Origin of the sequence: Paraprevotella clara YIT 11840, assembly GCF_000233955.1 — a bacterium.
GTDB classification, from domain to species: domain Bacteria; phylum Bacteroidota; class Bacteroidia; order Bacteroidales; family Bacteroidaceae; genus Paraprevotella; species Paraprevotella clara.
The window spans coordinates 50919-76887 of the sequence record NZ_JH376618.1 but is presented as its reverse complement, the minus strand read 5'-3'; the positions used below and the strand labels follow the sequence as shown (position 1 = coordinate 76887).

Annotated in this window: 19 protein-coding genes and 1 riboswitch; of the genes, 8 read left to right on the top strand and 11 right to left on the bottom strand. The window is 50.7% G+C overall.

Annotation, left to right across the window (positions count from 1 at the left end; genetic code table 11):
* Positions 1 to 88 precede the first annotated feature (88 nt).
* Positions 89 to 568, top strand: a complete 480-nt coding sequence (locus tag HMPREF9441_RS13465) for a beta-barrel fold lipoprotein (protein WP_008622158.1) — start codon at positions 89 to 91, stop codon at positions 566 to 568.
* Between the two features lie 90 nt (positions 569 to 658).
* On the opposite strand, the gene HMPREF9441_RS13460 is transcribed toward HMPREF9441_RS13465, so the two are convergent.
* The 9 genes from HMPREF9441_RS13460 to HMPREF9441_RS13420 all read right to left on the bottom strand — a co-directional run bounded on the left by HMPREF9441_RS13460 (position 659) and on the right by HMPREF9441_RS13420 (position 14198).
* On the bottom strand, positions 659 to 1774 hold the full coding sequence (locus HMPREF9441_RS13460) for a sulfotransferase family protein (protein ID WP_008622157.1): 1116 nt from the start codon (positions 1772 to 1774) through the stop codon (positions 659 to 661).
* 23 nt (positions 1775 to 1797) lie between these two features.
* The gene (gene cysN / locus HMPREF9441_RS13455; protein WP_008622156.1) at positions 1798 to 3225 is read right to left on the bottom strand and encodes a sulfate adenylyltransferase subunit CysN; all 1428 of its coding nucleotides are present in this window, start codon (positions 3223 to 3225) and stop codon (positions 1798 to 1800) included.
* Positions 3226 to 3241: 16 nt separating this feature from the next.
* Positions 3242 to 4153 carry a sulfate adenylyltransferase subunit CysD gene (gene cysD, locus HMPREF9441_RS13450; RefSeq protein WP_172634973.1) on the bottom strand — a complete coding sequence of 304 codons (912 nt, stop codon included), beginning with the start codon at positions 4151 to 4153 and terminating at the stop codon, positions 3242 to 3244.
* Between the two features lie 8 nt (positions 4154 to 4161).
* Positions 4162 to 4758: an adenylyl-sulfate kinase gene (cysC, locus tag HMPREF9441_RS13445; RefSeq protein ID WP_008622152.1), complete on the bottom strand. Its 597-nt coding sequence runs from the start codon at positions 4756 to 4758 to the stop codon at positions 4162 to 4164.
* Positions 4759 to 4776: 18 nt separating this feature from the next.
* On the bottom strand, positions 4777 to 6324 hold the full coding sequence (locus HMPREF9441_RS13440; protein WP_008622150.1) for an SLC13 family permease: 1548 nt from the start codon (positions 6322 to 6324) through the stop codon (positions 4777 to 4779).
* Between the two features lie 23 nt (positions 6325 to 6347).
* Positions 6348 to 9572 carry a carbamoyl-phosphate synthase (glutamine-hydrolyzing) large subunit gene (carB, locus tag HMPREF9441_RS13435; RefSeq protein WP_008622148.1) on the bottom strand — a complete coding sequence of 1075 codons (3225 nt, stop codon included), beginning with the start codon at positions 9570 to 9572 and terminating at the stop codon, positions 6348 to 6350.
* A 14-nt stretch (positions 9573 to 9586) separates the two neighbouring features.
* Positions 9587 to 10669, bottom strand: coding sequence for a glutamine-hydrolyzing carbamoyl-phosphate synthase small subunit (carA, locus tag HMPREF9441_RS13430; protein WP_008622146.1), 1083 nt, complete (start codon positions 10667 to 10669; stop codon positions 9587 to 9589).
* A gap of 24 nt (positions 10670 to 10693) precedes the next feature.
* Complete coding sequence (locus tag HMPREF9441_RS13425; RefSeq protein ID WP_008622145.1) at positions 10694 to 12583, bottom strand: amidophosphoribosyltransferase; 1890 nt, start codon at positions 12581 to 12583, stop codon at positions 10694 to 10696.
* 154 nt (positions 12584 to 12737) lie between these two features.
* Positions 12738 to 14198: a glycosyl hydrolase family 28 protein gene (locus HMPREF9441_RS13420; protein ID WP_008622144.1), complete on the bottom strand. Its 1461-nt coding sequence runs from the start codon at positions 14196 to 14198 to the stop codon at positions 12738 to 12740.
* Between the two features lie 751 nt (positions 14199 to 14949).
* Positions 14950 to 15156: riboswitch (cobalamin riboswitch) on the top strand.
* A gap of 45 nt (positions 15157 to 15201) precedes the next feature.
* Here HMPREF9441_RS13420 and accC point away from each other — a divergent pair.
* From accC to HMPREF9441_RS13395, 3 genes are read left to right on the top strand one after another with little or no spacing between them, the layout of a single operon-like run.
* The gene (accC, locus tag HMPREF9441_RS13405) at positions 15202 to 16713 is read left to right on the top strand and encodes an acetyl-CoA carboxylase biotin carboxylase subunit (RefSeq protein WP_008622142.1); all 1512 of its coding nucleotides are present in this window, start codon (positions 15202 to 15204) and stop codon (positions 16711 to 16713) included.
* Between the two features lie 18 nt (positions 16714 to 16731).
* Positions 16732 to 17247 (top strand): acyl-CoA carboxylase biotin carboxyl carrier protein subunit, encoded by a 516-nt coding sequence (locus HMPREF9441_RS13400; RefSeq protein ID WP_008622141.1) that lies wholly within the window; start codon positions 16732 to 16734, stop codon positions 17245 to 17247.
* Positions 17244 to 18776, top strand: coding sequence for an acyl-CoA carboxylase subunit beta (locus tag HMPREF9441_RS13395; RefSeq protein ID WP_008622139.1), 1533 nt, complete (start codon positions 17244 to 17246; stop codon positions 18774 to 18776). The genes HMPREF9441_RS13400 and HMPREF9441_RS13395 overlap by 4 nt, the downstream gene beginning before the upstream one ends.
* Positions 18777 to 18816: 40 nt before the next feature.
* Here the strand turns inward: HMPREF9441_RS13395 and HMPREF9441_RS13390 are convergent, their stop codons facing one another.
* On the bottom strand, positions 18817 to 19737 hold the full coding sequence (locus HMPREF9441_RS13390) for a helix-turn-helix domain-containing protein (protein WP_008622138.1): 921 nt from the start codon (positions 19735 to 19737) through the stop codon (positions 18817 to 18819).
* Between the two features lie 269 nt (positions 19738 to 20006).
* Between HMPREF9441_RS13390 and HMPREF9441_RS13385 the strand changes: the two genes are divergently transcribed.
* The gene (locus HMPREF9441_RS13385; RefSeq protein WP_008622137.1) at positions 20007 to 21080 is read left to right on the top strand and encodes an alpha/beta hydrolase; all 1074 of its coding nucleotides are present in this window, start codon (positions 20007 to 20009) and stop codon (positions 21078 to 21080) included.
* A 73-nt stretch (positions 21081 to 21153) separates the two neighbouring features.
* On the opposite strand, the gene HMPREF9441_RS13380 is transcribed toward HMPREF9441_RS13385, so the two are convergent.
* The gene (locus HMPREF9441_RS13380) at positions 21154 to 22056 is read right to left on the bottom strand and encodes a helix-turn-helix domain-containing protein (RefSeq protein WP_008622135.1); all 903 of its coding nucleotides are present in this window, start codon (positions 22054 to 22056) and stop codon (positions 21154 to 21156) included.
* Positions 22057 to 22266: 210 nt separating this feature from the next.
* Between HMPREF9441_RS13380 and HMPREF9441_RS13375 the strand changes: the two genes are divergently transcribed.
* The 3 genes from HMPREF9441_RS13375 (at position 22267) to HMPREF9441_RS13365 (ending at position 25902) form a co-directional block, all read left to right on the top strand.
* Positions 22267 to 23688, top strand: a complete 1422-nt coding sequence (locus HMPREF9441_RS13375; RefSeq protein WP_008622134.1) for an MATE family efflux transporter — start codon at positions 22267 to 22269, stop codon at positions 23686 to 23688.
* Between the two features lie 178 nt (positions 23689 to 23866).
* On the top strand, positions 23867 to 24739 hold the full coding sequence (locus HMPREF9441_RS13370; protein WP_008622133.1) for a DUF3737 family protein: 873 nt from the start codon (positions 23867 to 23869) through the stop codon (positions 24737 to 24739).
* Positions 24736 to 25902 carry a MalY/PatB family protein gene (locus HMPREF9441_RS13365; protein ID WP_008622132.1) on the top strand — a complete coding sequence of 389 codons (1167 nt, stop codon included), beginning with the start codon at positions 24736 to 24738 and terminating at the stop codon, positions 25900 to 25902. Before HMPREF9441_RS13370 ends, HMPREF9441_RS13365 begins: the two co-directional genes overlap by 4 nt.
* The last annotated feature ends 67 nt before the right edge of the window (positions 25903 to 25969 follow it).

Here is a 25969-nt window from a genome sequence, read left to right as displayed (position 1 = left end):
ATATTTTTCATATCTTGCCGACACTAACGAATGAAATTATCCGGAAAACCATAGTCAAGTAAAATCACAACCACCAAAAAGCGAAAATATGAAAAGAATAAAATTATCAGTATGGAGTATTATGGTCTTGTGTTTAAGTTTAGCCCTGGTATCTTGTGGAGACGACGACCATAAAAATGATCATCACGGAATGAGGACGGGTATTCATAAAATCGTAGTAGAACAGTCTGGGAACACAGAAGATTTTGAGGTGAACCTCGTATTCGGAGCTACAAACGTAAACGGACCGGCAAGACTATATGACGAAAACGGGGAATACTTGGGCGATTCGTATTCGGTAGGCAAAATGAAAAGTAACAGAGTGAGTTGCCAAACGGGACAAGACGGTTTTTTCATGACTTGTTCAGGCTCGGCAACAAGTACTTCCGAGGAATCGGGAAAACAGTTAAAAGTAACTATTATCGCTTACGTAAATGGAGAAGAAACCAATCGGCTCGTAAAAGAATACACCACTCAAGGAGAGATTCTGATGGAAAACTTCAGTCTTTCGACCACGAGTGTGGAATGAACTTTATTCCATCCCTATCCATAAACGAAGCATCCTCTCACTCGAAAATGAGAGGATGCTTCGTTTTAAAGGGGGATACGGATTCCCATCTTACGGATGTATCTCATAATCCCAATCCTTAAGGGCATATCCCCAATTTTCATTCACCAACTGAATGGTACGGGGCTTATACTCATATTTGTTCTTTTTGTAGCCTTTCTTCCGGTCTGTATACTGGCGTATGGCAGCCTCGGCACAATCAAACTCACGAATACCTAATTTTTCATACGCAAGCTTCGTGGTTCCGAATGCATCAGCCTCAAAATCCTCGAATTTCACTTCAAAAAGATTTCCTTCCGGCACATACTTCTTCTGCTCCTCATAGGCGCGATAAAGCTTTGTATAGGTAAGAAGGATGTTCTTCTCCATCTCCTCGTCGCTGATATGCTGCAATTCCAACGGCTTGATCGTGTTGGTGAAGAAACTGCGTGTGCTCTCGAACACCGTATAAGGGTTACGCATCAGGTAAATGAACTTGGCATTGGGAAACATCTCGACCAAGGCTTTTACGCGTCCCGTATGGGGCGGGTTCTTGGATAAATACACATCTCCTCCCGTCGTACAGTATCTGGAAATCTTCATCAACTTCACAAATGTTTCCTTGAATACCTGAAGTTCCTCTTTCGTAATGTTCTCGAACGTCAGATACTTGTCGCAATATTCCTGCCACTTCTGAGGAAAGAACCAAAAGTCATAGAAGGAATAAGGCATCATGTTCGACAATGCGAATTCTTCCTCCTGCGGCAGGTCGGGAGCCAACTCCATATTGTCCGTCGGACGTTTGTTCGGCATAAGCCAACCCATCGTCTTCTTGAAGAAAGGTTGGCCGAACATCATCAGATGGGGGAATACGGTCTGGTACGTGGTCGTATAACAGAAATTATCGTCCTGTGCAAAGATGTTGTGCACAAAGGTCGTCCCGCTTCTCCAATGTCCGAGAATGAAAACAGGATCGTGGTCGAATTCGTACGCCCCCAACTTCTCCTCAAACCTGCGGTCTTGGATAGGTGCCAACAAACTCAACAGCCTGCATACGCTCTTCGTCAGATAATACTTGGTACGCTTGTCCGGAGCTATCTCCTGACCACGCGTCATTTCTTTAAACGTTTTCCAATCGGCACCTACCAACGTATTGACCGGAAGTTTGCTGAACTCTAATAATCCCATGAAACTTTGATTTTTAATTAAGGTTATTCTTTAATGATTTCTATCGCGAGACCTTGGCGTCCCAAATCTTTGACGGCTTTCTCTATGGCTTCGTAATGCTCTTTTCCGATACCCAATTTGGGCAGGTTCAACTCCGGAAGGCGCTCAACGTCATTCTCCTTGGCATCCACCGGACCGATAATCATGCCCACTGCACTCGTGTTGTTCGTAATCGGATCTATCAATATGAAGGAACCGGTCGCACGGTTCTTCTGATAGGCATCGAAAAATATGGGTTTTGCCGTCGTGATATGCACTTTCCCAATTTCATTCAAACGAAAACCGTCCGCCGGACGCTGCTCCATCGTATTCACATCTACCTGATAACAAATCTCACCTACCGTGGCACGGGTCGTATTCGTATTATGCTTCAGATAAAAATGCTTGTTACGATCCATCGGTTCTTCATCCATCCATACGAGCATCGTCTCGAAATAGCGCCCTACTTCCGGCACATTGTCGGGATGTACTAACATTTCACCGCGTGAAATGTCTATCTCATCCTCCAACGTCAACGTCACACATTGCGGGCAAAAAGCCTCTTTCAAATCTCCGTCATACGTCACAATACGTTTCACATGCGACTTCTTACGCGACGGAAGAGCCATAATTTCATCTCCTTCCCGTACCACACCGGAAGCTATCTTCCCACAGAACCCACGGAAGTCGAGGTTAGGGCGCAACACGTACTGCACAGGATAACGGAAATCCGTCATGTTTCGGTCGGTATGAATAGGTACGGTCTCCAAAAAGTCCAACAGACTGGTGCCTTCATACCAAGGCGTACGCTCAGACTTTTCCACCACATTGTCACCATCCAAAGCGGAAAGGGGAAAACAGGTCACATCCTCTATACCTAATTTATCCGTCAAAGCCTTGTATTCCGCTACAATGGCATCGAACACGTTTTCGTCGAAATCCACCAAGTCCATCTTGTTGACGGCCAACGCGATATGTTTGATTCCCAACAAAGAAACAAGAAATGTATGACGACGGGTCTGCGTGATGACTCCCGTACGGGCATCCACCAATATAATGGCTAAATTAGCCGTGGAACCGCCGGTAATCATGTTGCGGGTGTATTGTTCATGTCCCGGAGTGTCGGCAATGATAAATTTGCGTTGGTTCGTCGAGAAATAACGATAAGCCACGTCTATGGTGATGCCTTCTTCGCGCTCCGCTTTCAAACCGTCGAGCAACAAAGCATAATCTATATGGTCGCCGGCATTCCCCACACGTTTGCTGTCACGCTCCAAAGCCTGCAACTGATCTTCATACAGTTTCTTGCTGTCGAACAAAAGCCGGCCTATCAATGTGGATTTTCCGTCATCCACCGAACCGGCCGTCAACAGGCGCAACAAATCTTTTTTCTCGTCTTGGTCTAAAAACTCCTTTATATTTAATGTAGCCATATAATACCCTCCTGAATTAAAAATACCCTTCACGCTTTTTCTGTTCCATGGACGCCTCCTGGTCGAAGTCTATCACACGGGTCGTACGCTCGCTCTTGGTGGTAGTCATCATTTCCTCCACAATCTTCTCTATCGTGTCGGCTTCGCTTTCGATGGCACCGGTCAGCGGCCAACAGCCCAACGTACGGAAACGAATCTTTTTCATCTCAATCCTGTCGCGGTATTTTTCCGGCAAACGGTCGTCGTCCGGCATAATCAGTTGCCCATCGATGTTCACTACCGGACGTTCCTTGGCATAATACAGCGGGACGATAGGAATGCTTTCCAAACGGATGTACTGCCAGATGTCCAATTCGGTCCAATTACTCAATGGAAACACCCGAATACTCTCTCCTTTGTGGATACGGGCGTTATAAATGTCCCATAACTCCGGGCGCTGGTTCTTAGGATCCCACTGCTGGAACTGGTCACGAAACGAAAAGATACGTTCCTTTGCACGGCTTTTCTCTTCATCGCGACGCGCTCCACCAAAAGCCGCGTCAAACTTATACTTGGCCAGAGCATCCAGCAAAGCCTTGGTCTTCATCAAATCCGTATGCACCTTACTGCCGTGTGTAAAGGGGCCTACCCCTGCCCGAAACGCTTCCATATTGGATTCCACTATCAGGTTCCAACCGTATTTCTTGGCGTACTCATCGCGAAATTGTATCATCTCCTTAAACTTCCACTTGGAGTCGATGTGCATCAAAGGGAAAGGAACCTTTCCCGGGGCAAAAGCCTTCTCAGCCAAACGAACCATCACGGACGAATCCTTTCCTATGGAGTAAAGCATTACAGGATTCTCAAACTCGGCCGCCACCTCACGGATAATGTGAATGGACTCTGCCTCCAACTCCTGCAAATGACTCAATTTATATTCAGACATAATATTGTGATTTATTTATTGTTCAATATAAGTTCCAACACTTTATTAACCGATTCTTCCAACGTCAGAACGGAAGTATCCAGCGTCAGAGCCGGATGTTCCGGCACCTCGAAGGGGGCACTGACCCCTGTAAAATCCTTAATTTCTCCCCGACGTGCACGAGCATACAAACCCTTTACGTCGCGTTGCTCGCAAACTTCCAACGGTGTGGACACATAGACTTCCTTAAAATCGTCCGCCCCGATAATCCCGGAAGCCATGCGACGGGATTCGTTCGTGGGACTGATAAAGGCAGAAAGCGTCACCACTCCCGTATCTACGAATAATTTTCCGATTTCAGCAATACGACGGATATTCTCTTTCCGGTCGTCGGCCGAGAAACCTAAATTCTTATTGATACCGCTACGAATATTATCACCGTCCAAAATGCGGCACAAGATACCACGCTTATGCAACTCCCGTTCTACACCGAGTGCCACCGTACTTTTCCCGGAACCGGATAAGCCGGTGAACCAGACCATCACCCCACGTTGTCCAAGAAGTTGTTCCTTGTCCGAACGGGTCATCATTTTTTCGTATATCGGATAGATATTTGTCGCCTCTCCCATAAACTGCTTACTTCTCTTTTAAAAATTCCAGAACAAAGGTATTAAAAATACAGATAACACAAACACAATTATGTTCAAAGGCAAGCCTATTTTAACGAAATCGGTAAATTTATAGCCTCCGATACCTTGTACAATCAGATTGGTCTGATAACCGATAGGTGTAGAGAACGAAGCCGATGCAGCCATACAAATCACTACAAAAAACGGAGTCGGACTCACACCCAAGTGATTGGCCACCTCCAAAGCTATAGGAAAGGACAGGGCCGCCGCCGCATTATTCGTTATCAACTCCGTAAACAAGTTCGTGATAATAAAAATCACGGCCAGCAAAGCATACGGTCCGAGAGCATCGGTCATACCTATTATATATTCGGCAATGAAAGCTGCAAAACCGGAATTACTCATCGCCTTACTGATAGCAAAAGCACAGGCGATAGTAATCAACACGTCCCATGAAATGAACTTCGTATATTTCTTAGGATTAAACATTCCCGTCCAAGCCATAATCACCGTCGTGACGCAAACAAAGAAAAACATATCCAACTTCAGTCCGGGAAGGGCCTGCTCCACGACCGGAAGCTCGCCTACCGTTGCCCCGATAATCATCACCAACAACAGAATCATGGCCAGATATTTCTTTTTCTTTCCCATTTCGGGTTCCGCATCCAACACCGACAACATCAAAAACACACGGCTGTCTCCCCATGTTGGAATAAAGGTGCCGTCTGCATCCAGAATCAACGTATCATTCTCCGACAGACGTACATTCATCCAATCCCCTTGGAGACGTTCACCATTACGATGCAGACTCTTTACCGTGGCTCCATAGTGACGGTGAAAATCAAATTCGCGCAACGTTTTTCCGTTTCCGGGGAAACGTGCTCCCAACACGGCCTCCACGCGCACAACATCGCCCGAGTCGCTACTTTCTTCTATGTCGTCATCTTTCAGGGTTCGGTCGGGCAATAAACGTTTGGCAAAACAAACCAAATAGATGATGCCCGCAATGGCTATAATCACCCCGACCTGCCCCAACTCGAAGATGGAAAAGCCTTTAAAACCTGCATCTTGTATCATTCCGTCCACCACCAGATTCGTAGAAGTTCCTATCAACGTACAAATACCGCCAAGGATAGTGGCATACGAAAGAGGAATCAAAAACTTTGCAGGTGGCAGTTTCATCCGTCTCGCCCAGTTCTTGATGATAGGCGCAAAAATAACCACCACCGGCGTGTTGTTCAGAAAAGCCGAAATGAAAGCAATGACCGGCAGAACGCGTACATTAGCCCCTGCCACCGTAGACTTCTTTTGCGGCAACATGGCAAAAATCAAACGTTCCAACACTCCGCTCTTACGTATTCCCTCACTGACCAGAAACAAAAGAGCTACCGTAATCATGCCTTTGTTCGAGAAACCTTCCAACACTTCCTTGGGCGTAAGTATTCCCGCGCAGAAAAACAGGATGACGACAGAAAAAAGTATCATGCCCGGACGCATACGGTCGTAGATAAGTGCTACGACCATAGCGGCCAGACAGATTAAGACATAAACAATTTCAAAATTCATGGTATGGTATGATTGTGTAGTGTTTACTTATATTCAGACCAGCTCTTTATGGGCAGATCATCCATATCAATATGGCAGAAAGCCTGGATAAAGGCACTTGCCAAACGGGAGTTCGTAATCAAAGGAATGTTCAAATCCACCGCAGCACGGCGAATCTTGTAACCGTTACTCAATTCGCTTACCGTCAAATCTTTCGGGATATTGACTACCATGTCTATCTCCCGATTATGCAGCATGGTAAGCGCTTGAGGCGTCCCCTCTTCGCTCGGCCAATACACCAGATGATTCGCCACACCGTTCTCCGTCAGATAGCGACTGGTCCCTCCCGTAGCATAAAGTTCATAACCATGCTCCTTTAAAGTACGGGCTGCTTCCAGCATGTCGGCTTTCTGTTTAGCACCACCGGTAGACAAAAGAATGTTCTTCTTCGGAATACGATGCCCTACCGAAAGCATGGCCGTAAGCAAAGCGGTTCCCGAATCGTCGCCCAAACAACCGACTTCTCCGGTCGATGCCATATCGACTCCCAGTACGGGGTCGGCCTTCTGCAAGCGGTTGAACGAGAACTGACTGGCCTTGATACCCACATAATCGAAATCGAACAGACTCTTGTTCGGTTTCTCCACGGGCAATCCCAGCATGACTTTCGTGGCCAGTTCAATCATATTGATCTTAAGCACCTTGCTCACGAACGGGAAACTCCGCGAAGCGCGCAGGTTGCATTCAATGACCTTGATGTCGTTGTCCTTGGCCAAGAACTGGATATTGAACGGGCCGCTGATTTTCAACTCGCGGGCTATTTGCCCGGAAATCTTCTTGATGCGGCGCACCGTCTCCACATACAGTTTCTGTGCAGGGAACTGGATAGTGGCATCTCCCGAATGCACGCCGGCAAACTCGATGTGCTCGCTGATGGCGTATGCCACGATTTCTCCCTCACGTGCCACGGCGTCCATCTCCACCTCTTTGGCATGCTGTAAGAACTTACTGATGACAACAGGGTGTTTATGAGACACATTGGCGGCTAACTTCAAGAATCGCTCTAACTCATCCTGGTTGGAACATACGTTCATCGCCGCACCGGAAAGCACGTACGAAGGACGCACCAGAACCGGAAAGCCCACCTTATCTATAAATGCGTTTACATCGTCCATGCTGGTCAGCGCACTCCACTCCGGCTGATCCACGCCGATACGGTTCAACATGGCCGAGAACTTCTCACGGTCTTCCGCATTGTCGATGCTCTTGGCCGTCGTGCCGAGAATAGGAATACGCTGCTGGTCCAAACGGATGGCCAGGTTGTTCGGGATTTGTCCGCCCGTAGAAACGATAACCCCTTTCGGACATTCCAAGTCCAGAATATCCAACACGCGCTCGAAAGTCAGTTCGTCGAAATAAAGGCGGTCGCACATGTCGTAGTCGGTAGATACCGTTTCGGGATTGTAGTTAATCATCACCGAACGGAAACCTTCTTTACGGATGGTGTTCAACGCCTGCACACCGCACCAGTCGAACTCGACGGACGACCCGATACGATAGGCACCCGAACCCAAAACCACAATACTGCGCTTGTCGTGTTCGTAATGAATGTCATGGGCTATACCGCTATAAGTCATGTACAAATAGTTCGTCTGCGCCGGATACTCGGCAGCCAACGTGTCTATTTGCTTCACAACCGGTACGATACCTGCGGACAAACGACGACGGCGCACTATCAGCGAAGCCTCTTCGATGTCCATTTCCTCTTCCATACCCAAGGCACGGGCTATCTGGAAATCCGTAAAGCCTTGCACCTTCGCCCGGCGCAGCAAGTCATTGTCCATCACATTGATGCTTTTACAGGCATGCAAAGCCTTGGACGTATCCTTGATGTTCTGCAATTTTTGCAGGAACCACTTGTCTATCTTCGTCAATTCATGAATCCGGTCTATCGTATAACCTTGCTGCATGGCCTTGGAGATGATAAAGATACGCTTGTCGGTCGGTTCGTGCAGGGCGGCATCGATGTCGTCGATTTGCAGTTCCTTGTTCTCCACAAAACCATGCATCCCCTGACCTATCATGCGCAAGCCTTTCTGGATGGCCTCTTCGAAAGTACGGCCTATGGCCATCACCTCGCCTACAGACTTCATGGAGGAACCCAACTCGCGGTCCACACCCCGGAACTTACCCAAATCCCAGCGCGGTATCTTGCACACCACATAATCCAACGCCGGCTCGAAGAAGGCCGACGTTGTTTTCGTCACGGAGTTTTTCAGTTCAAACAGCCCGTAACCCAACCCCAACTTGGCCGCCACAAAAGCCAACGGATACCCCGTGGCCTTGGAGGCCAAAGCAGAAGAACGGCTCAGACGGGCATTCACCTCTATGACACGGTAATCCTCCGACTCAGGGTCGAAAGCATATTGCACATTACATTCTCCCACGATTCCGATGTGACGGATGATGCGGATGCTCAACGCCCGCAATTTGTGGTATTCCGAATTGGTCAACGTCTGCGAGGGAGCAATCACGATACTTTCACCGGTATGAATGCCGAGCGGGTCAAAGTTTTCCATGTTGCACACCGTGATACAGTTGTCATACCGGTCGCGCACCACTTCGTATTCAATCTCTTTCCATCCTTTCAAGCTCTTCTCCACCAACACTTGAGGTGAAAACGAGAAAGCCTTCTCTGCCAACTTGTTAAGTTCTTCCTCATTGTCGCAGAATCCGGAGCCCAATCCACCCAGCGCATAGGCCGCACGGATAATCACGGGATAGCCCAGATGGGCAGCCGCCTTGCGGGCTTCTTCCATATTCTCGCAAGCATGGCTCTTGATGGTCTTCACGTCGATTTCATCGAGCTTCTTCACGAACAATTCACGGTCTTCCGTGTCGATGATAGCCTGTACCGGAGTTCCGAGCACCTGCACGCCGTATTTCTCCAAAATGCCTTCCTTATATAAGGCTACACCGCAATTCAAAGCCGTCTGTCCTCCAAACGCCAACAAGATGCCTTGCGGCCGTTCCTTCCGGATGACTTTCTCCACAAAGAACGGAGTCACCGGCAAAAAATAAATCTGGTCGGCCACACCTTCGCTCGTCTGCACGGTGGCGATGTTCGGATTGATGAGTACCGTCTCTATCCCTTCCTCTTTCAACGCTTTCAATGCTTGCGAACCGGAGTAATCAAACTCACCGGCCTCGCCGATCTTCAGCGCACCGGAACCTAACAACAAGACTTTCTTTATTCCTTTATCTTCCATAGACCACCTGTTTCTTATTTGAGCAAATTAACAAAATCATCGAACATGAACTCCGTATCCACCGGACCGCTGCAAGCTTCCGGATGGAACTGCGCGCTAAACCAAGGATTCACTTTATGGCGTATGCCTTCATTGGAACCGTCGTTCATGTTGACGAACAAGGGTTCCCAGTCTGCCCCGAGCGTTTCCGCATCCACAGCATAACCGTGATTCTGGCTCGTGATGAAACAACGGGTCGTGCCCACCATCCTCACCGGCTGATTGTGGCTGCGGTGTCCGTACTTCAATTTATAAATCCGGGCGCCGGCCGCTTTGCTCAAAAGCTGGTTGCCCATACAGATGCCCATGCAGGGGCGCACCGAAGGAGAAGCAAGGAACTTGCGGATGTTCGCCACCGCAGCCTCGCACGTGTCCGGATCGCCGGGACCGTTGGCCAAGAAAAGGCCGTCAAACTCCAACGTATTGAAATCATAGTCCCAAGGCACGCGTATCACTTCCACGCCGCGACGAAGCAGGCAACGTATGATATTGTGTTTCACGCCACAATCCACCAGCACAACTTTCTTCCGCCCGTCTCCTTCATTGTAGCGGATGATTTCCTTACACGACACTTTATCCACGAAGTTCACACCGTTATAATCGGCCTCGGGTATGTTATCCGGTTCGTCGTCAAACACGATTTTACCCATCATCACCCCGTGCTCGCGCAACACTTTCGTCAACTCACGCGTATCCACTCCCGTGATGCCCGGCACCTGTTCCCGTTTCAGCCAGTCCGCCAGACTTTCTTTTGCATTCCAATGGTTGTAGGCCAGACTATAATCGCTTACGATAATGGCCGAGGCATAAATCCGGTCGCTCTCCATAAAAGTGGCCAGGCCATTCTCTTCCATGGTAAAAGCCGGCACGCCGTAGTTCCCGACCAAAGGATAGGTCAGCGTCATCAACTGCCCGGCATAAGACGGGTCGGTCAAACTCTCCGGATACCCCATCATGGCCGTATTGAAAACCACTTCGCCGGCCACCGGTTTTTCATAACCGAACGACTTACCGTGAAAACGGCTCCCGTCGTCGAGGATAAGTGTCACGTTTCTCATTGCAGAAATACAATCTTTATTATCTTATTTATTTGCCTTAAACACATTCTCATAATAACTGATGAACGCCCGGTTCACCAGCTTCACACCGCCCGGTGTCGGATAGTCGCCACTGAAATACCAGTCGCCCGAATGCTCCGGGCAGGCCTCATGAAGGCCCTCCAGCGTCTGGTATACGATTTCAATGGGTGTGGTGACTCCTGCCGGACGCAACATCTCCACCATCTTGCGTGAAATGTCTTCGTCCGTAAAAGGGGCATAGATGGCTTTCACACTGTTCGCCATCTCTTCTTTAGGCAACCCCATCTGCATTTTACATTGTTCATAAACCTCGCCTACCACGTGCGCCATGCCCCGTTCTTTCAACAGCTCCACGGCTGCGCGGAAAGCGATGAATTCGTCCATATTGGACATGTCGATACCGTAATAATCGGGATAGCGCACCTGCGGAGAAGAAGACACCAGCACAATTTTCTTCGGATGCAGGCGGTCGAGGATGCGGATGATGCTCTCTTTCAGCGTAGTCCCGCGCACGATACTGTCGTCGATGACCACCAGATTGTCCTCGTAGGCATTCACGCTCCCGTAAGTGATGTCATACACATGCGCAGCCAAATCGTTCCGGCTGTTGCCTTCCGTAATGAACGTACGCAGTTTGATGTCCTTGATAGCCACTTTCTCACTACGGATATACTGGCTCAGGATACGTTCGAGCTCCTCATGCGTGGGCTTATGTCCCAACGCTTCTATCTGGGCAATCTTGGTCTGGTTCAAATATGCCTTGAAAGCGTCCAACATGCCATAAAAGGCGACTTCCGCCGTGTTCGGAATAAAAGAGAACACCGTATGTTCCAAATCCCCGCCAATGGCTTTCAGGATGGCATCGCGCAACTGCATGCCCAAAGCCTTACGCTCCAGGTAAATATCGCGGTCGCTTCCACGGCTGAAATAGATTCGTTCGAACGAGCAGGCTTTCACCTCCTTGGGTTGCAGGATTTGTTCCAGACGCATCTCTCCGTCCTTATGCACGCTGACCGCCTGCCCCGGCATGAGTTCGTGTATCTGCTCCGTCTCCAACGCGAAAACCGTCTGGATGACAGGACGCTCGGAAGCCACGACCAAAACCTCATCGTCTTTATACCAAAAGGCCGGCCGGATACCCCACGGGTCGCGCAGGACAAACATCTCGCCGCTGCCCGTCGCCCCGCACACCACATAACCGCCGTCCCACAAGGGGGCCGCCGTGCGCAACACGTTGTTCACGTCGATACGCTCCTCGATATAGTGTGTAATGTCCATACCGGACAGCCCCAGCCCTACGGCTTCGGCGTAAAGGCGTTCGCTTTCGCGGTCGAGCCTGTGCCCCACTTGCTCCAGCATGATATAAGTGTCGGAATAAATCCGGGGATGCTGCCCTTTGGCCGTAATGTCGGCAAATACCTCATCCACATTCGTCAGATTGAAATTGCCGCACAACGCAAGGTTTTTCGCCCGCCAGTTGTTGCGCCTCAGAAACGGATGGACAAAAGAAAGGCCACTCTTTCCGGTCGTTGAATACCGAAGGTGGCCCATATAAATTTCACCGGCAAAAGGAAGCTGCCGTTTGGCATACGTGGCGTCTGCAAGCTGTTCCGCGCTCAAATCCCTGAACCGGAACTGCACGGAAGAAAAAATCTCGGTAATGGCACCCGTACCCAACGCCCGTTCACGGAACATATACTCTTCTCCGGGATTCGCCTCCATCTTCACGCAAGCCAGTCCGGCGCCTTCTTGTCCGCGGTTATGCTGTTTCTCCATCAACAGGTAAAGCTTGTTCAAGCCGAACATCCAAGTACCATACTTTTCCTGATAATACTCCAAGGGCTTCAGCAAGCGTATCATAGCGATACCGCATTCATGTTTCAACTGTTCCATGACAATCGTTCTCTACAAACCTTATTAGGGGGCAAAGGTACAAATAAATGCGAATACTTGCAATTTATTTCGCTATTTACGCCGAAAAAGACACTTCTCATGACAAAAAAGCAACCTATCCGCGCTTTCATGAACAAAACGAAAGACAAGCGCCCTACTTTACTTCCACATCGGAAACGAACCCGTTCATCTCCATCCCTTCCGTGCCCGTCAGTTTCTTTCCGTCTACCGTGACACTCTCCAACAGTACGCCGCGCACGTCGTTGTCTGCGTCATATCCTTTTATCCGCATAGGATACATTTTTCCCCCTTCCCCTTGGTAGCGGATATTACGGAAGACAAGGTTACGAATCGGACCGCCAGGCTCACGGTTGTATTTCTCATTGAAAATAACACGGATGTCTATCAGCCGGGCCTCTTCGCAGTCTTCCACCCGGATATCCTCGAACGACACATCCTCCACCCGGTTCTTGTCGCCCGCACACACGGCCATCACTCCACGGTAATTGTCGTCATCCTCATCCACGTTCAGCACGTCTATGTTGCGGAACCTCACGCCGCGAAGCGTCTCTCCTTTCGGGGAACGGTCGTCGCCATGACCTCCCACGTTAATGGCATGCGCCACATCGGCCCACAAAATGGAGTTTTGCACCGTCAGGTTGCTCGTCCCTCCCCAAAACCACCAACGGTGGTTGTAAAATGCCAGACAGTCGTCGCTCGTACGAAGAAACACATCGTCCACCAACCAGTCGTGGCAACACATCAAATCTATTCCGTCGCTCCACCCCCGGGACGAGAAACTCTTCACATTCCTGACCGTCACCTTACGGCTCTCGCCGCCCAATATGGTGTAATGCTGGGGGTTGACCACCGTAATGCCTTCCACGTGTACGTTGCGCGAACGGGTGATTTCCACGCCGCGCAAGGGCTGAAACAGCATCCCGCGTCCCACAATCCGCACATTCTTCGCCCTGTCCACCCGGAGTTTGGCTTTCACCAAAGCTCCCGGTGCCAGATAGACCGTGCAGTTGCTCGGTACGTCTATCTCGCCGTTGGGCAGATCCTTGGGCTTATGTACGCCGGGACCGAAATAAATCAGACGGCAATCTTTCCGGAAAATATCTTTCGAACCGCCGTCCCAAACCACGACGCCTTCGCCCTCCGTTCCGTCATACGTCTCCGTCTCCACCGCATTGGCAAACAAATGAAGATTGCCCATGCGGTCGCCCCCGAACTCCACACTCAACTTGGCCGGACGCTCCAAGCGGAACGTCAAGGCGTGCCCGCCCACCTTATTATATGATATACCTTGCGAGAGTGGCCGTATTTTTACGTTGTCGTCCATCTGTTCCGGCGTGACGACCTTCACCTCCACCGGCTCGTCTGCGTCGAACTGCGCCATGGCCGCCCGGCTCCGGGTGTCCATGTCCACTTCCACCGAAAAGACCTGTAACTCCCGCCACGCATTTTCCGTCCCGGCTTCCCTGACGTACACCTTGTAACGGCCGTCGTCCACAACGGCCTTGTCTTCTATCCTCGGATACACGAGTATTTTCGCTTGCATGGGAAAAGAAATGAAGAAGGCTCCCAGCGCGCCATACAATATTTTATTCATACTATCAACTTAACGTGAATATAATATATATACGAACGAACCTTATAAAATACTTGCCGGAAGACGTTATATTATACTTAAAAAATATTAAAGCCCAATCCGGCATGCTATTGACACTTTGACACGATGTCATTTTCGCATCCCTGAGAATCGCGTATTTGCACATAGATAACGCTTCGGGCAAGAATAACGCAACCATACACCCCGTCAGGAATAACAAAATGACAACTCATGCGCAAGAATATTTATCCTCTGTCACCCGTTCATGCCTTTCCTGCCGCATGAAGTGGCTCGGTACGTAAGCTTAAAGACACATCCGGCTTGCACGATGTTACCGGATTTTGGAACGGAAAAAGCAGCCAAATAAATCCGGCACGTGGTTTGCAAGCCGGAAATTTGCCGGAAAAAAGATATTTTTCCGGCATTTGAAAGAGAAACACGAACCGACATGCAGAGAATGATTTTCCGCTTTCAGCCGAATGATTTGTCATTCTCTTGAGATTGAATTGCATATATGCAGAAAATATGCAAAACAGCAACGCATATACCGTATAAATATACAAGAAGATGCACTGTATGCTACGGTTCACCCGTTTTTGGCCTGTCAGATAAAACGAAAACGCTGTCTTTTTGAACCGAAATCCTCCCATACAGTAACAAAAAGACATTCTCCACAAATCCGCCCGACATCTTCCGTCCTACGGAGAATTAATTTCTTTTGAAACCATTAGGCTGTAATGGAAAAAAGACGTACCTTTGCACAAGAATCGGTTCTGTGCGCAAGTCCTTGCGTACGGATTAAAAGGGAATCGGGTGCAAATCCCGGACAGTCCCGCTGCTGTGATGCTCCGTGAACTTTCTGAAAAAGCACCATCACCACTGGCCACTTGTTTGTCATGGCCGGGAAGGTTTCAGAAAGGGGGCGAGTCAGAAGACCTGCCATTCACTAAAGAACTGTTCTTGCTCGTGGGTTAGGAGAACATGTAGGATAAATGAAATAAAGATGATTAAAAAAGTTTTGATCGCCAATCGTGGCGAAATCGCTGTACGGGTCATGCGCTCGTGCCGCGAAATGGGTCTGCGTACCGTGGCCGTATTTTCTGAGGCCGACCGTACGTCAAGGCACGTGATGTATGCCGACGAAGCTTACTGCATCGGCGCGGCCGAGTCGCACGAAAGTTATCTGAACATCGACCGTATCATCGACGTGGCCGTAAAATGCAAAGCCGATGCCGTCCATCCCGGCTACGGCTTTCTGTCCGAGAATGCGGAGTTTGTCCGCCGTTGCGATGCCGTAGGCATCATCTTCATCGGCCCGACAGCCGATACGATGGAAGCCATGGGAGACAAGATTGCAGCCCGACAACGCATGATGGCGGCCGGAGTACCGGTGGTTCCGGGCACTGCCGAACCGCTGAAAGACGCTGATGAAGCCTTACGCATCTGCAAGGAAATAGGTTTTCCCGTCATGCTGAAAGCCTCCATGGGTGGCGGCGGAAAAGGCATGCGCCTCATCCATAGCGAAGACGAAGTGAAAGAGGCTTACGACTCGGCCCGCTCGGAATCCATGTCTTCTTTCGGGGACGACACGGTGTATCTGGAGAAATTCGTGGAAGAGCCGCACCATATCGAGTTCCAAATACTTGGGGATGCCTATGGCAACGTGGTGCATCTCTTCGACCGGGAGTGCTCCGTGCAACGCCGCAACCAGAAAATCGTGGAAGAAAGCCCTTCGCCTTTCCTCACGCCGGAACTCCGCCGGGAGATGGGCGAGAAAGCCGTAGCCGCCGCCCGGGCGGTGAACTACCGTGGTGCCGGTACCATAGAATTTCTGGTGGACAAATACCGCCACTTTTATTTCCTGGAGATGAACACCCGTCTGCAAGTGGAACACCCCATCACGGAAGAAGTGGTGGGCGTAGACCTCGTCAAAGAACAACTCCATGTGGCAGGTGGTGAAGCACTGCGCTTCAAACAAGAGGATCTCTTCCAACGCGGACACGCCATCGAGTGCCGTATCTGCGCCGAAGACACGGAAAACGGGTTTATCCCCTGCCCCGGCATCATCCGCCAACTCACGGAGCCGAACGGCATCGGTGTGCGTATCGACAGCTACGTGTACGAAGGTTACGAAATCCCCCTCTACTACGACCCGATGATCGGCAAGCTCATCGTATGGGCCACAAACCGCCAGTTTGCCATCGAACGTATGCGGCGTGTGTTGTATGAATTCAAAATCACGGGACTGAAAACCAACATCAGCTACCTGCGCCGCATCATGTACGCTCCGGCTTTTGTGAAAGGCGAATACGACACTTCATTCCTGTCAAAATATTCCCGTTCGCTGCAACGCAGCAACGGAGAGAACGAAGAGATAGAAAACATGGCCATGATAGCCGCCTACGTGGACTACCTGTTCAATCTGGAAGAGAACAGCCCCGTGCGCACGACAGACTCCCGCCCCATCAGCCGTTGGCGCGAGTTCGGCCTGCAAAAGGGAGTATTACGTATATAATAAGGAAAGGGATATTTTATGGAAATACACATAGGAGACCGTGTCGCGGACGTGACATTGGTAAACAAAGAGGGAAACCGCGTGGAACTCACCATCGACGGCAAACCGTGCGTGGTGGACATCGTCATGGCCGAAAACGGCAGTTGCTCCATCCTGCACGACGGTAATTCCTATAATGCGGAACTGATTCGCGGCGAAGGCGGAAAGAGCTACGACGTGAACATGTTCTACCGCTCCTACCACGTGGACGTGGTGGACACACAGGCCAAATACCTCCGCATGAAAAAGCATGCGGACGAACGCCAGTCGGATAAAATCGTGGCTCCCATGCCAGGCAAGGTGGTCAGCATCCCCGTACAGCCGGGCGACGAGTTGAAGGCAGGTGACATCGCCATCGTACTCGAAGCCATGAAGATGCAAAGCAATTATAAGGTCAGTTCGGACTGTAGGGTGAAAAACATTCTCGTGACAGAGGGAGAGGCCGTACAAGACAATCAAACGTTGATAGAATTAGAACTCATACAAGAAGCATGAAAAGAGAAGAACTATATGCCCGGTTTGAGGAATTGGACAAACGGGCTTCGCAGGGTGGCGGACCGGACAAGATAGAAAAGCAACACGCCTCGGGCCGCATGACGGCACGCGAACGCATCGACATGTTGCTCGACAAAGACACGTTCTGCGAAATAGACAAATTCGTGAACCACCGTTGTACCCGCTTCGGAATGGACAAGAAACAGATTCCGGGAGACGGCGTGGTGTGCGGTCACGGCAAGATAGACGGACGGCAGGTGTTCGTTTACGCTTACGACTTCACCGTACACGGCGGTTCGTTGAGCGAGACCAACGCAGCCAAAATCGTAAAAGTGCAGACTTTGGCCTTGAAGAGCGGCGCACCCATCATCGGGCTGAACGATTCGGGAGGCGCCCGCATACAGGAAGGCATCACCAGCCTGGCGGGATACGCTTCCATATTCTACCAGAATACGATGGCCTCCGGCGTGATTCCCCAGCTCACGGCCATCCTCGGCCCGTGTGCCGGAGGTGCCTGCTACTCTCCCGCCCTCACCGACTTTATTTTCATGGTCAACGAAAACAGCCACATGTTCATCACCGGACCGGATGTGGTAAAGGCCGTGACCAATGAAGTGGTGGACAAGGAAGAGTTGGGAGGAGCTTACACGCACAGCAGCAAGAGCGGCGTGGCTCATTTTGTCTATCCGACGGAAGAAGAAACACTGATGCAACTCCGCGAACTGCTCAGTTTCCTGCCGTCCAACAACATGGAGGACGCGCCGATCGTGCCTTGCAGCGACGACGCGAACCGCCGTGTGGAAAGTTTGCAGACGGTGATTCCGGAAGATCCGAACCAACCATACGACATCAAAGACGTTATCGAACCGGTCGTGGACAACCAATATTTCTTTGAAGTGATGCCGCATTTTGCCAAGAACATCGTCATCGGTTTCGCCCGCCTCGGAGGACAAACCGTCGGCATCATCGCCAACCAACCGGCATTCCTGGCCGGCGTGCTCGACATCGACGCTTCGGACAAAGCCGCCCGCTTCATCCGTTTCTGCGACTGTTTCAACATCCCTTTGGTGACGTTCGAAGACGTACCGGGCTTCTTGCCGGGTACGGCACAAGAACATGACGGTATCATCCGTCACGGTGCCAAAATCGTGTATGCCTACGCCGAGGCCACCGTTCCCAAAATCACGCTGATTACGCGTAAAGCCTATGGCGGAGCCTATATCGTCATGGCCAGCAAGATGATCGGTGCTGATGTGAACTTTGCCTGGCCGCAAGCCGAAATTGCAGTCATGGGGGCATCCGGTGCCATCAACATCCTCTACCGTAAAGCATCGGAGGAGGAGAAAAAGACGGCTGTGGAAGCATACGAAGAAGAGTTCTCCAATCCCTACCGCGCAGCCGAGCGCGGACTGGTGGACGAAATCATCATGCCGCGCGACACACGCCGGAAACTCATCCGCGCCTTGGAGATGGCCCGAAACAAAAATCAAAGCAATCCGCCCAAGAAGCACGGCAATATGCCGTTATAACCTCAAAACCTCTGCATCCGCTTCACGGGTGCAGAGGTTTTTAATTCCGTGAATAACGGAACTCACCCGGCGGCACCCCTACCACCCTTTTAAATATCAGACTGAAACATTGTACGTTCGGATACCCCAGCAAACGGGCCACTTCGGCCGGTGTGTGCATGCCTTCCGACAATAAACGCCGGGCCGTATCCAGTCTCCTGAACTCAAAATATTCCTCCAAACTCTTACCGGTCTCGAACTTCAACAAGTCGGAAAAATAAGCCGCAGACAGATTCAGCGCAGCGGCACACTGCGCCAGGACGGGCAAACCTCCTGCCGACAACCGTCCGGAATCAAGATATTCATCGAACATGCGGTCCAGACGGGCCAGCAAAAGCTTGTTTTTGTTTTCACGGGTAATGAATTGGCGTTCGTAGAACCGCGTACAATAATCCAACAAAAGTTCGATGTGGCGCGAAAGGATGGTACCGGTATGTGCATCAATCGGATGGTGCAGTTCTTCTTCTATATGCTCCAACAGGCAAGTCACTGTGGAAGTCTCTCGCCGGGAGAGGTGTAACGCCTCTTCCTTGTGATAAGAAAAGAAAGTATAATTCTTGATGTGGTTCTTGAGCGAGGTGCGGAACAGCAAGTCGGGATGGAATGCCAGGAGCCAGCCCTTGGGGGGCAACGTGTCTTCCTTGCTCATACGGAAGATTTCACCCGGCGTAAGGAATACCATCGTGGCCACGGAATAATCATAATACTTCCGGCCGCAACAGCAACAACCGTCCGGACAATCCTCTATCAACAAGATGGCATAGAATTCGAACTTCACGGCATCCTCTTCCAGTTCCGGCTTTTCCAGATTGATAAGGCTCACCTGCGGATGCAGCGTCTTGCTGCCCAAACAATGACAACATTCGCACACGGTCTTTATGTCCAATGTCTTATTATCCTTTTTCACTCCTGTCTTTGCCATTTTACCCTATCCATACGAAGCCTCCGGCTCCGTGTATAACCTTTTTCATACTCATGTTTATCTCATAGGTTATTACAAAGGTAGCAGATTATCCTTTCGCTTATATAACCCCAATTACGGATACAACAACCCTAATTACGGATTTCTTTTTTTGCCGGAGCGAGCCATCCCCAAATCTGTAATTAGGGTTGCAGAATCCGTAATCCGTCTACCCGCAGCAAGCACATAAGTCCCTATCTTTGCCTTCATCAAACCAAACCCTAAACGAAATGAAACAAATTTGGAAAAACATACCTGCAACAATGGCTATATGCCTTTGCGTGTCGGGAAGCCTTATGGCACAAGTAAAACCATTGGAAAAGGATAGCTTTATGGAAAAAAGACTCAATCTGACGGAAGAATGGGACAAGACGTTCCCTAAAAGTGAAAAAGTAGACCACGCGAAAGTTACTTTCCACAACCGCTACGGTATAACGCTCGCCGCCGACCTGTATGTACCCCGGGACGTGGAAGGCAAGTTTCCCGCCATTGCCGTGAGCGGCCCGTTCGGAGCCGTGAAAGAACAGGCCTCCGGATTGTATGCCCAGACATTGGCCGAACGAGGGTTCCTGGTCCTTGCCTTCGACCCCTCTTACACCGGAGAAAGCGGCGGTGAACCCCGTTACGTGGCTTCACCCGACATCAACACGGAAGACTTTTGCGCAGCGGTTGACTATCTCGCCACACGTGACGAAGTTGACGAAAACCGCATCGGCATCCTCGGAATCTGCGGGTTCGGCGGTTTTGCCCTTAATGCGGCAGCCATCGACACCAGAATCAAAGCCACCGTGGCCTCTACCATGTACGACATGAGCCGGGTGACGGCCAACGGCTATTTCGACGGGACGGACGCCGACGCGCGCTACGAACTCCGCCGGCAACTCAACGCACAACGCACGGAAGATTACAAAAACGGAACGTATGCCCTCGCAGGCGGAGTCGCCGACCCGTTGCCCGAGGACGCACCACAGTTTGTGAAGGACTACCATGCCTATTACAAGACACCGCGCGGCTACCACAAACGTTCGCTCAACTCGAACGGAGGTTGGAACAAAACCTCGTCCCTCCCGTTCATCAACATGCCGATACTCGCATACAGCAACGAAATACGGAGTGCCGTACTGCTCATCCACGGGGAAAAAGCCCATTCGCGCTATTTCAGCGAGGACGCGTTCAAGACATTGCAAGGCCCAAACAAGGAGTTATTGATCATCCCCGGAGCCACCCACGTAGATCTTTACGACAATCCGGAAGCCATTCCATTCGACAAGCTCGAACAGTTCTACAAGGAATACCTGAAATAAAAAGCATATCGTCCATTCCGCAGGTGCAATCACCCAACGGAATGGACGATATATTCATTCCCTCCTATTCTTATCAAACCTGCAAATCCCGATATCCGGTCGGCGTACATCCGACACTCTTCTTGAAAATCCGTGTGAAATGCTGCGGATATTGGAAACCGAGACGGTAAGCTATCTCGCTTACGCTACGGCTCGAACCGAGAATCTCCTGCTTGGCCACCTCTATCAGTTTGCCTTGGATGTACTCTTGCGCCGTACGCCCTGTTTCTTTCTTGACGAGATCTCCGAAATAATTGGGCGACAGGTTCATCCGATCCGCAAAATATTTCACGGTAGGCAGCCCCTCCGACTGCGGACGCCCCCCTTGGAAATAAGCATCCAACTGTTCTTCAAATCTTACCAGAATGTCTTTGTTCACCTTGCTCCGCGTAACAAATTGCCGTTCATAAAAACGCATGCAATAATCCAACAGAAGTTCGATGTTGCGGACAATGAGGCGGCGGCTATGTTTGTCCACCGGACGGGCCAGCTCCATCTTGATTTTCTCCAGACAGTCTCGGTAAATGCTTTTCTCTTCGTCGGACAGATGAAGAGCCTCATTCGAAGCATACGAAAAGAAGGAATACTGTTTGATGTCTTGTCCCAACGAAGTACCGCGTATCAGATCGGGATGAAACACCAACCCCTGCCATTGTGGACGGACATTCGTGTCACGACGGACTTCCACCACTTGCCCCGGTGCAAAACTCGTCACCGTACCTTCCTGGTAATCATATAACTGCCGACCGTAGCGCAGGTCTCCGCACTTGGTTTGCTTTAGATAAAGGGCATAAAGTCCGTAGTTGAGCGTGACGTTTGCCGGAAGATCCTGTTTGATTTCCGAAGCATCGACGACCGAAACCAACGGATGCAACGTTTCCACACCATAGAGCTTATTGTACAAACCTACCGTGTCGAGCTTGATAATTTCTTCCATATTGAAGCACATTGTTTATGTTCTTGGAAACAAATATAGTGATTTTGCCCTAATCTTCAGCCTGAAATCGTAATATTGGTAAGAATATCCGTAATTCGGGTTATAACAACCGTAATTTGTCTACTCCCCAACCCTGACTTTCTCCCGAACTTTGCATGGCCATAGAAGAGTGCAAGCTAAAACCATCCGTCAAACAGACCCAAAACATACATGAAGGAAAAGAAGAAGAAAACAGACCACCTGCTCGCCCTAATCCGCGAAGGCCGACCGATGACATCCGGCGAACAGCTCCGCCTTACGGTGGCATTGAGCATACCCGCCATCGTAACCCAGCTCTCGGCCATCGTCATGCAATACATCGATGCCGCGATGGTGGGAAGCCTCGGTGCGAATGCCTCGGCCTCTATCGGATTGGTATCCACCACCACATGGCTTTTCTGGGGACTTTGTGCTGCGGCATCCACAGGCTTCTCCGTACAAGTAGCCCATCGAATCGGAGCCGGTGACTGGGACTGCGCACGTTCCATATTGCGCCGTTCCGTACCTTCGACATTTGCATTCAGCGCACTGTTGGCCGCAATCGGAGTGTCCGTCAGCGGAGCCTTGCCCCAATGGTTGGGAGGCGACAGCGCCATTCGTAGCGACGCCTCGCTTTATTTCCTGATTTTCTCGCTCTTCCTCCCTATCCTGCAAATGAACTTTCTGGCCGCCGGCATGTTACGTTGCAGCGGCAACATGCGCATTCCCAGTATCGCCGGTGTACTGATGTGCATTCTCGATGTCGTTTTCAATTTCTTTCTCATCTTCCCATCGCGTGAGTTATCCGTAGGCGGGCTGACCTTGTCCATACCCGGTGCGGGATTAGGCGTACAGGGTGCCGCCTTGGGTACGGGACTTGCCGAAAGCGTAGCTGCCGCCATAACCTTATGGTATCTCTTCACCCGTTCGTCCGGCTTAAAGATAAAAGCATGGCGCAAAAGCCCGTCTCTTCCCACGCCACCGATAGTCCGGAACTCCATCCGTATCAGCCTGCCGATGGGCCTGGAGCACGTCGTCATTTGCGGAGCACAAATCATGACCACCGTCATCGTGGCTCCTCTCGGCATTCCGGCCATAGCGGCCAACTCATTTGCCATCACCGCCGAAAGCCTTTGTTACATGCCCGGATACGGGATAGCCGATGCCGCAACCACGTTGGTAGGACAAAGCCTCGGTGCCGGACGGCGCCGGCTCACTCGCCGCTTTGCTTACATCACCGTATTCATGGGCATGGCGGTCATGGGAATAATGGGCGTCGTGATGTACATCTTTGCCCCGCAGATTATCGGTACGATGACTCCCGTGGAAGAAATCCGCAGACTGGGCATAATGGCACTCCGCATTGAAGCTTTTGCCGAGCCGATGTTTGCGGCAGCCATCATATCATACGGCGTATTCGTCGGGGCAGCCAATACCCTCGTCCCGTCATTGATGAACTTTTTCAGCATCTGGGCCGTGCGAATCTCGTTGGCGGCGTGGCTCGCTCCCACCATGGGCCTGAAAGGTGTATGGGTGGCCATGTGTGCGGAATTGTGCTTCCGTGGAATCATATTCCTGATCCGGCTGAGAGGAAAACAGTGGATGAAAATCTGACCGGAAGCCTTGCACGACAAAAATCTCACGGTTTCCGTAATTTGGGTTGTAACATCCGTAATCCGTCTACCCTTCAATCCATGATATTGGCGTAACTTTGCACATATATAATAGGTATAGAAACATAAGAAAGCCATATACGACTTCTAAAGTAACAAACTTTAAAAACAATCATACAATGCAACTGATAAAAGACATGGAATTTGGCGGTGAACGCCCCTTGTTCGGCTCGCGCGACTTGCATCTGGACCACGTGACCGTCCGTGCTGGGGAATCGGCCATCAAAGAATGCAGCAACATCATCGCCACCAACTGCCGTTTCGAAGGCAATTACCCCTTTTGGCACGTGCACGGTTTCGTCATCGACCGCTGTTTCTTCGACGTGGGAGGACGCTCCGCCCTGTGGTATTCCGACCATTTGAAGATGACCGACACACGCATCGATGCTCCCAAAATGTTCCGCGAAATGACGGACATAGAAATCGAGAATGTGGAAATCAACGATGCCGACGAAGTTTTCTGGAGATGCAACCGGTTGGACATAAAGAACCTGAAGCTGCACGACGGGCGATACCCGTTCATGTTCAGCCGCAACATCCGCATAGACGGGTTGGAAAGTGATAGCAAATACGTCTTCCAGTACGTGAAAGACGTTGAAATCCACCATGCCAGGATTACCACAAAGGATGCGTTCTGGGAAGTGGAAAACGTCACCGTGTACGACTCTGAACTGAACGGCGAATACTTGGGATGGCACTCGCGCAACCTGCGTCTGGTGAACTGCCACATCACGGGAGAACAACCGCTCTGCTATGCCCGCGATCTGGTGCTTGAGAATTGCACTTTCGGCCCGGAATGCGACCGCGCTTTCGAGTACAGCAGCGTACGGGCCACCATCAACGGACCGATAAGCGGCGTGAAAAATCCCTCTTCCGGATGTATCGTCGCCGAAAGCTACGGCGACATCATCCTCGACGAAAACATCAAGGCACCTGCCGACTGTGAACTTAAACTTTGGGACGAACAAACTTGTTTCAGCGACTGCGTATGAAATACGATTTTGACGAGATAATTCCCCGCCGCCATACGAATTCCTACAAATGGGACAGCGCGGCGGACAGCGACGTACTTCCTTTATGGGTGGCGGACATGGATTTCCGCACGGCTCCCGCCATCACGGAAGCCTTGGCCGACCGTGTGGGACACGGCATCTTCGGTTACACACGGGTGCCCGATGAGTATTACGAAGCCGTCTGCGCGTGGTTCAAACGCAGGCACGGATGGGCCATTGAAAAGGAGTGGATGATTTATACCTCCGGCGTAGTGCCTGCCGTGTCCGCCATCATCAAGGCCCTGACCGTGCCGGGCGACAAAGTACTGGTGCAGACGCCCGTCTACAACTGCTTTTTCTCCTCCATCCGCAACAACGGCTGCGAAACGGCAAGCAACCCGCTCGTTTACGAAAACCATACCTACCGCATCGATTTCGAAGACTTGGAACGGAAAGCCTCCGACGAACGGGTAAAAGTGATGCTGCTCTGCAATCCCCACAATCCCGCCGGACGGGTGTGGACAAGGGAGGAACTGATGCAAATCGGCAAAATCTGCCTCCGCCACAACGTGACGGTGGTGTCCGACGAAATACATTGCGAACTGACCTACCCGGGACATGCCTATACTCCTTTTGCCTCCTTGCCGGAAACAGTCACGGGACATGCCGTCACCTGCATATCCCCCAGCAAATCATTCAACATCGCAGGACTGCAAATCGCCAACATCGTGGCTCCGGACGAAGAAATACGCCGCCGAATCAACAAAGCCATCAACATCAACGAGGTGTGCGACGTCAATCCTTTCGGAGTAATCGCCACCATAGCCGCATACCGCAAGGGGGAGGACTGGCTCGACCAACTGTTGGCATACCTGCAAGGGAATTACAGGTACATGAAAGAGTTCTGCACGGAACACCTTCCGGACTTTCCGATTTGCAAACTGGAGGGTACTTATTTGGTGTGGATGGACTGCCGTACACTGGCTACGCCTTCCGCCGAACTGGAACACCGCCTGACTCGGGAAGCCCGGCTTTGGCTCAATGCCGGAGCCATGTACGGCAAGGAAGGCGAAGGCTTCATGCGTTGGAACATCGCCTGCCCTCGTGCCATACTGGCAGAAGGCTTGGAACGTTTCAAAAATTTTATCGTCCATAAAACATAATAACTTCTAAAAAGCTATAGCCCTTTCGTTTTATTCCCTATATTTGCGGACATGAAGGCAAGGCCCC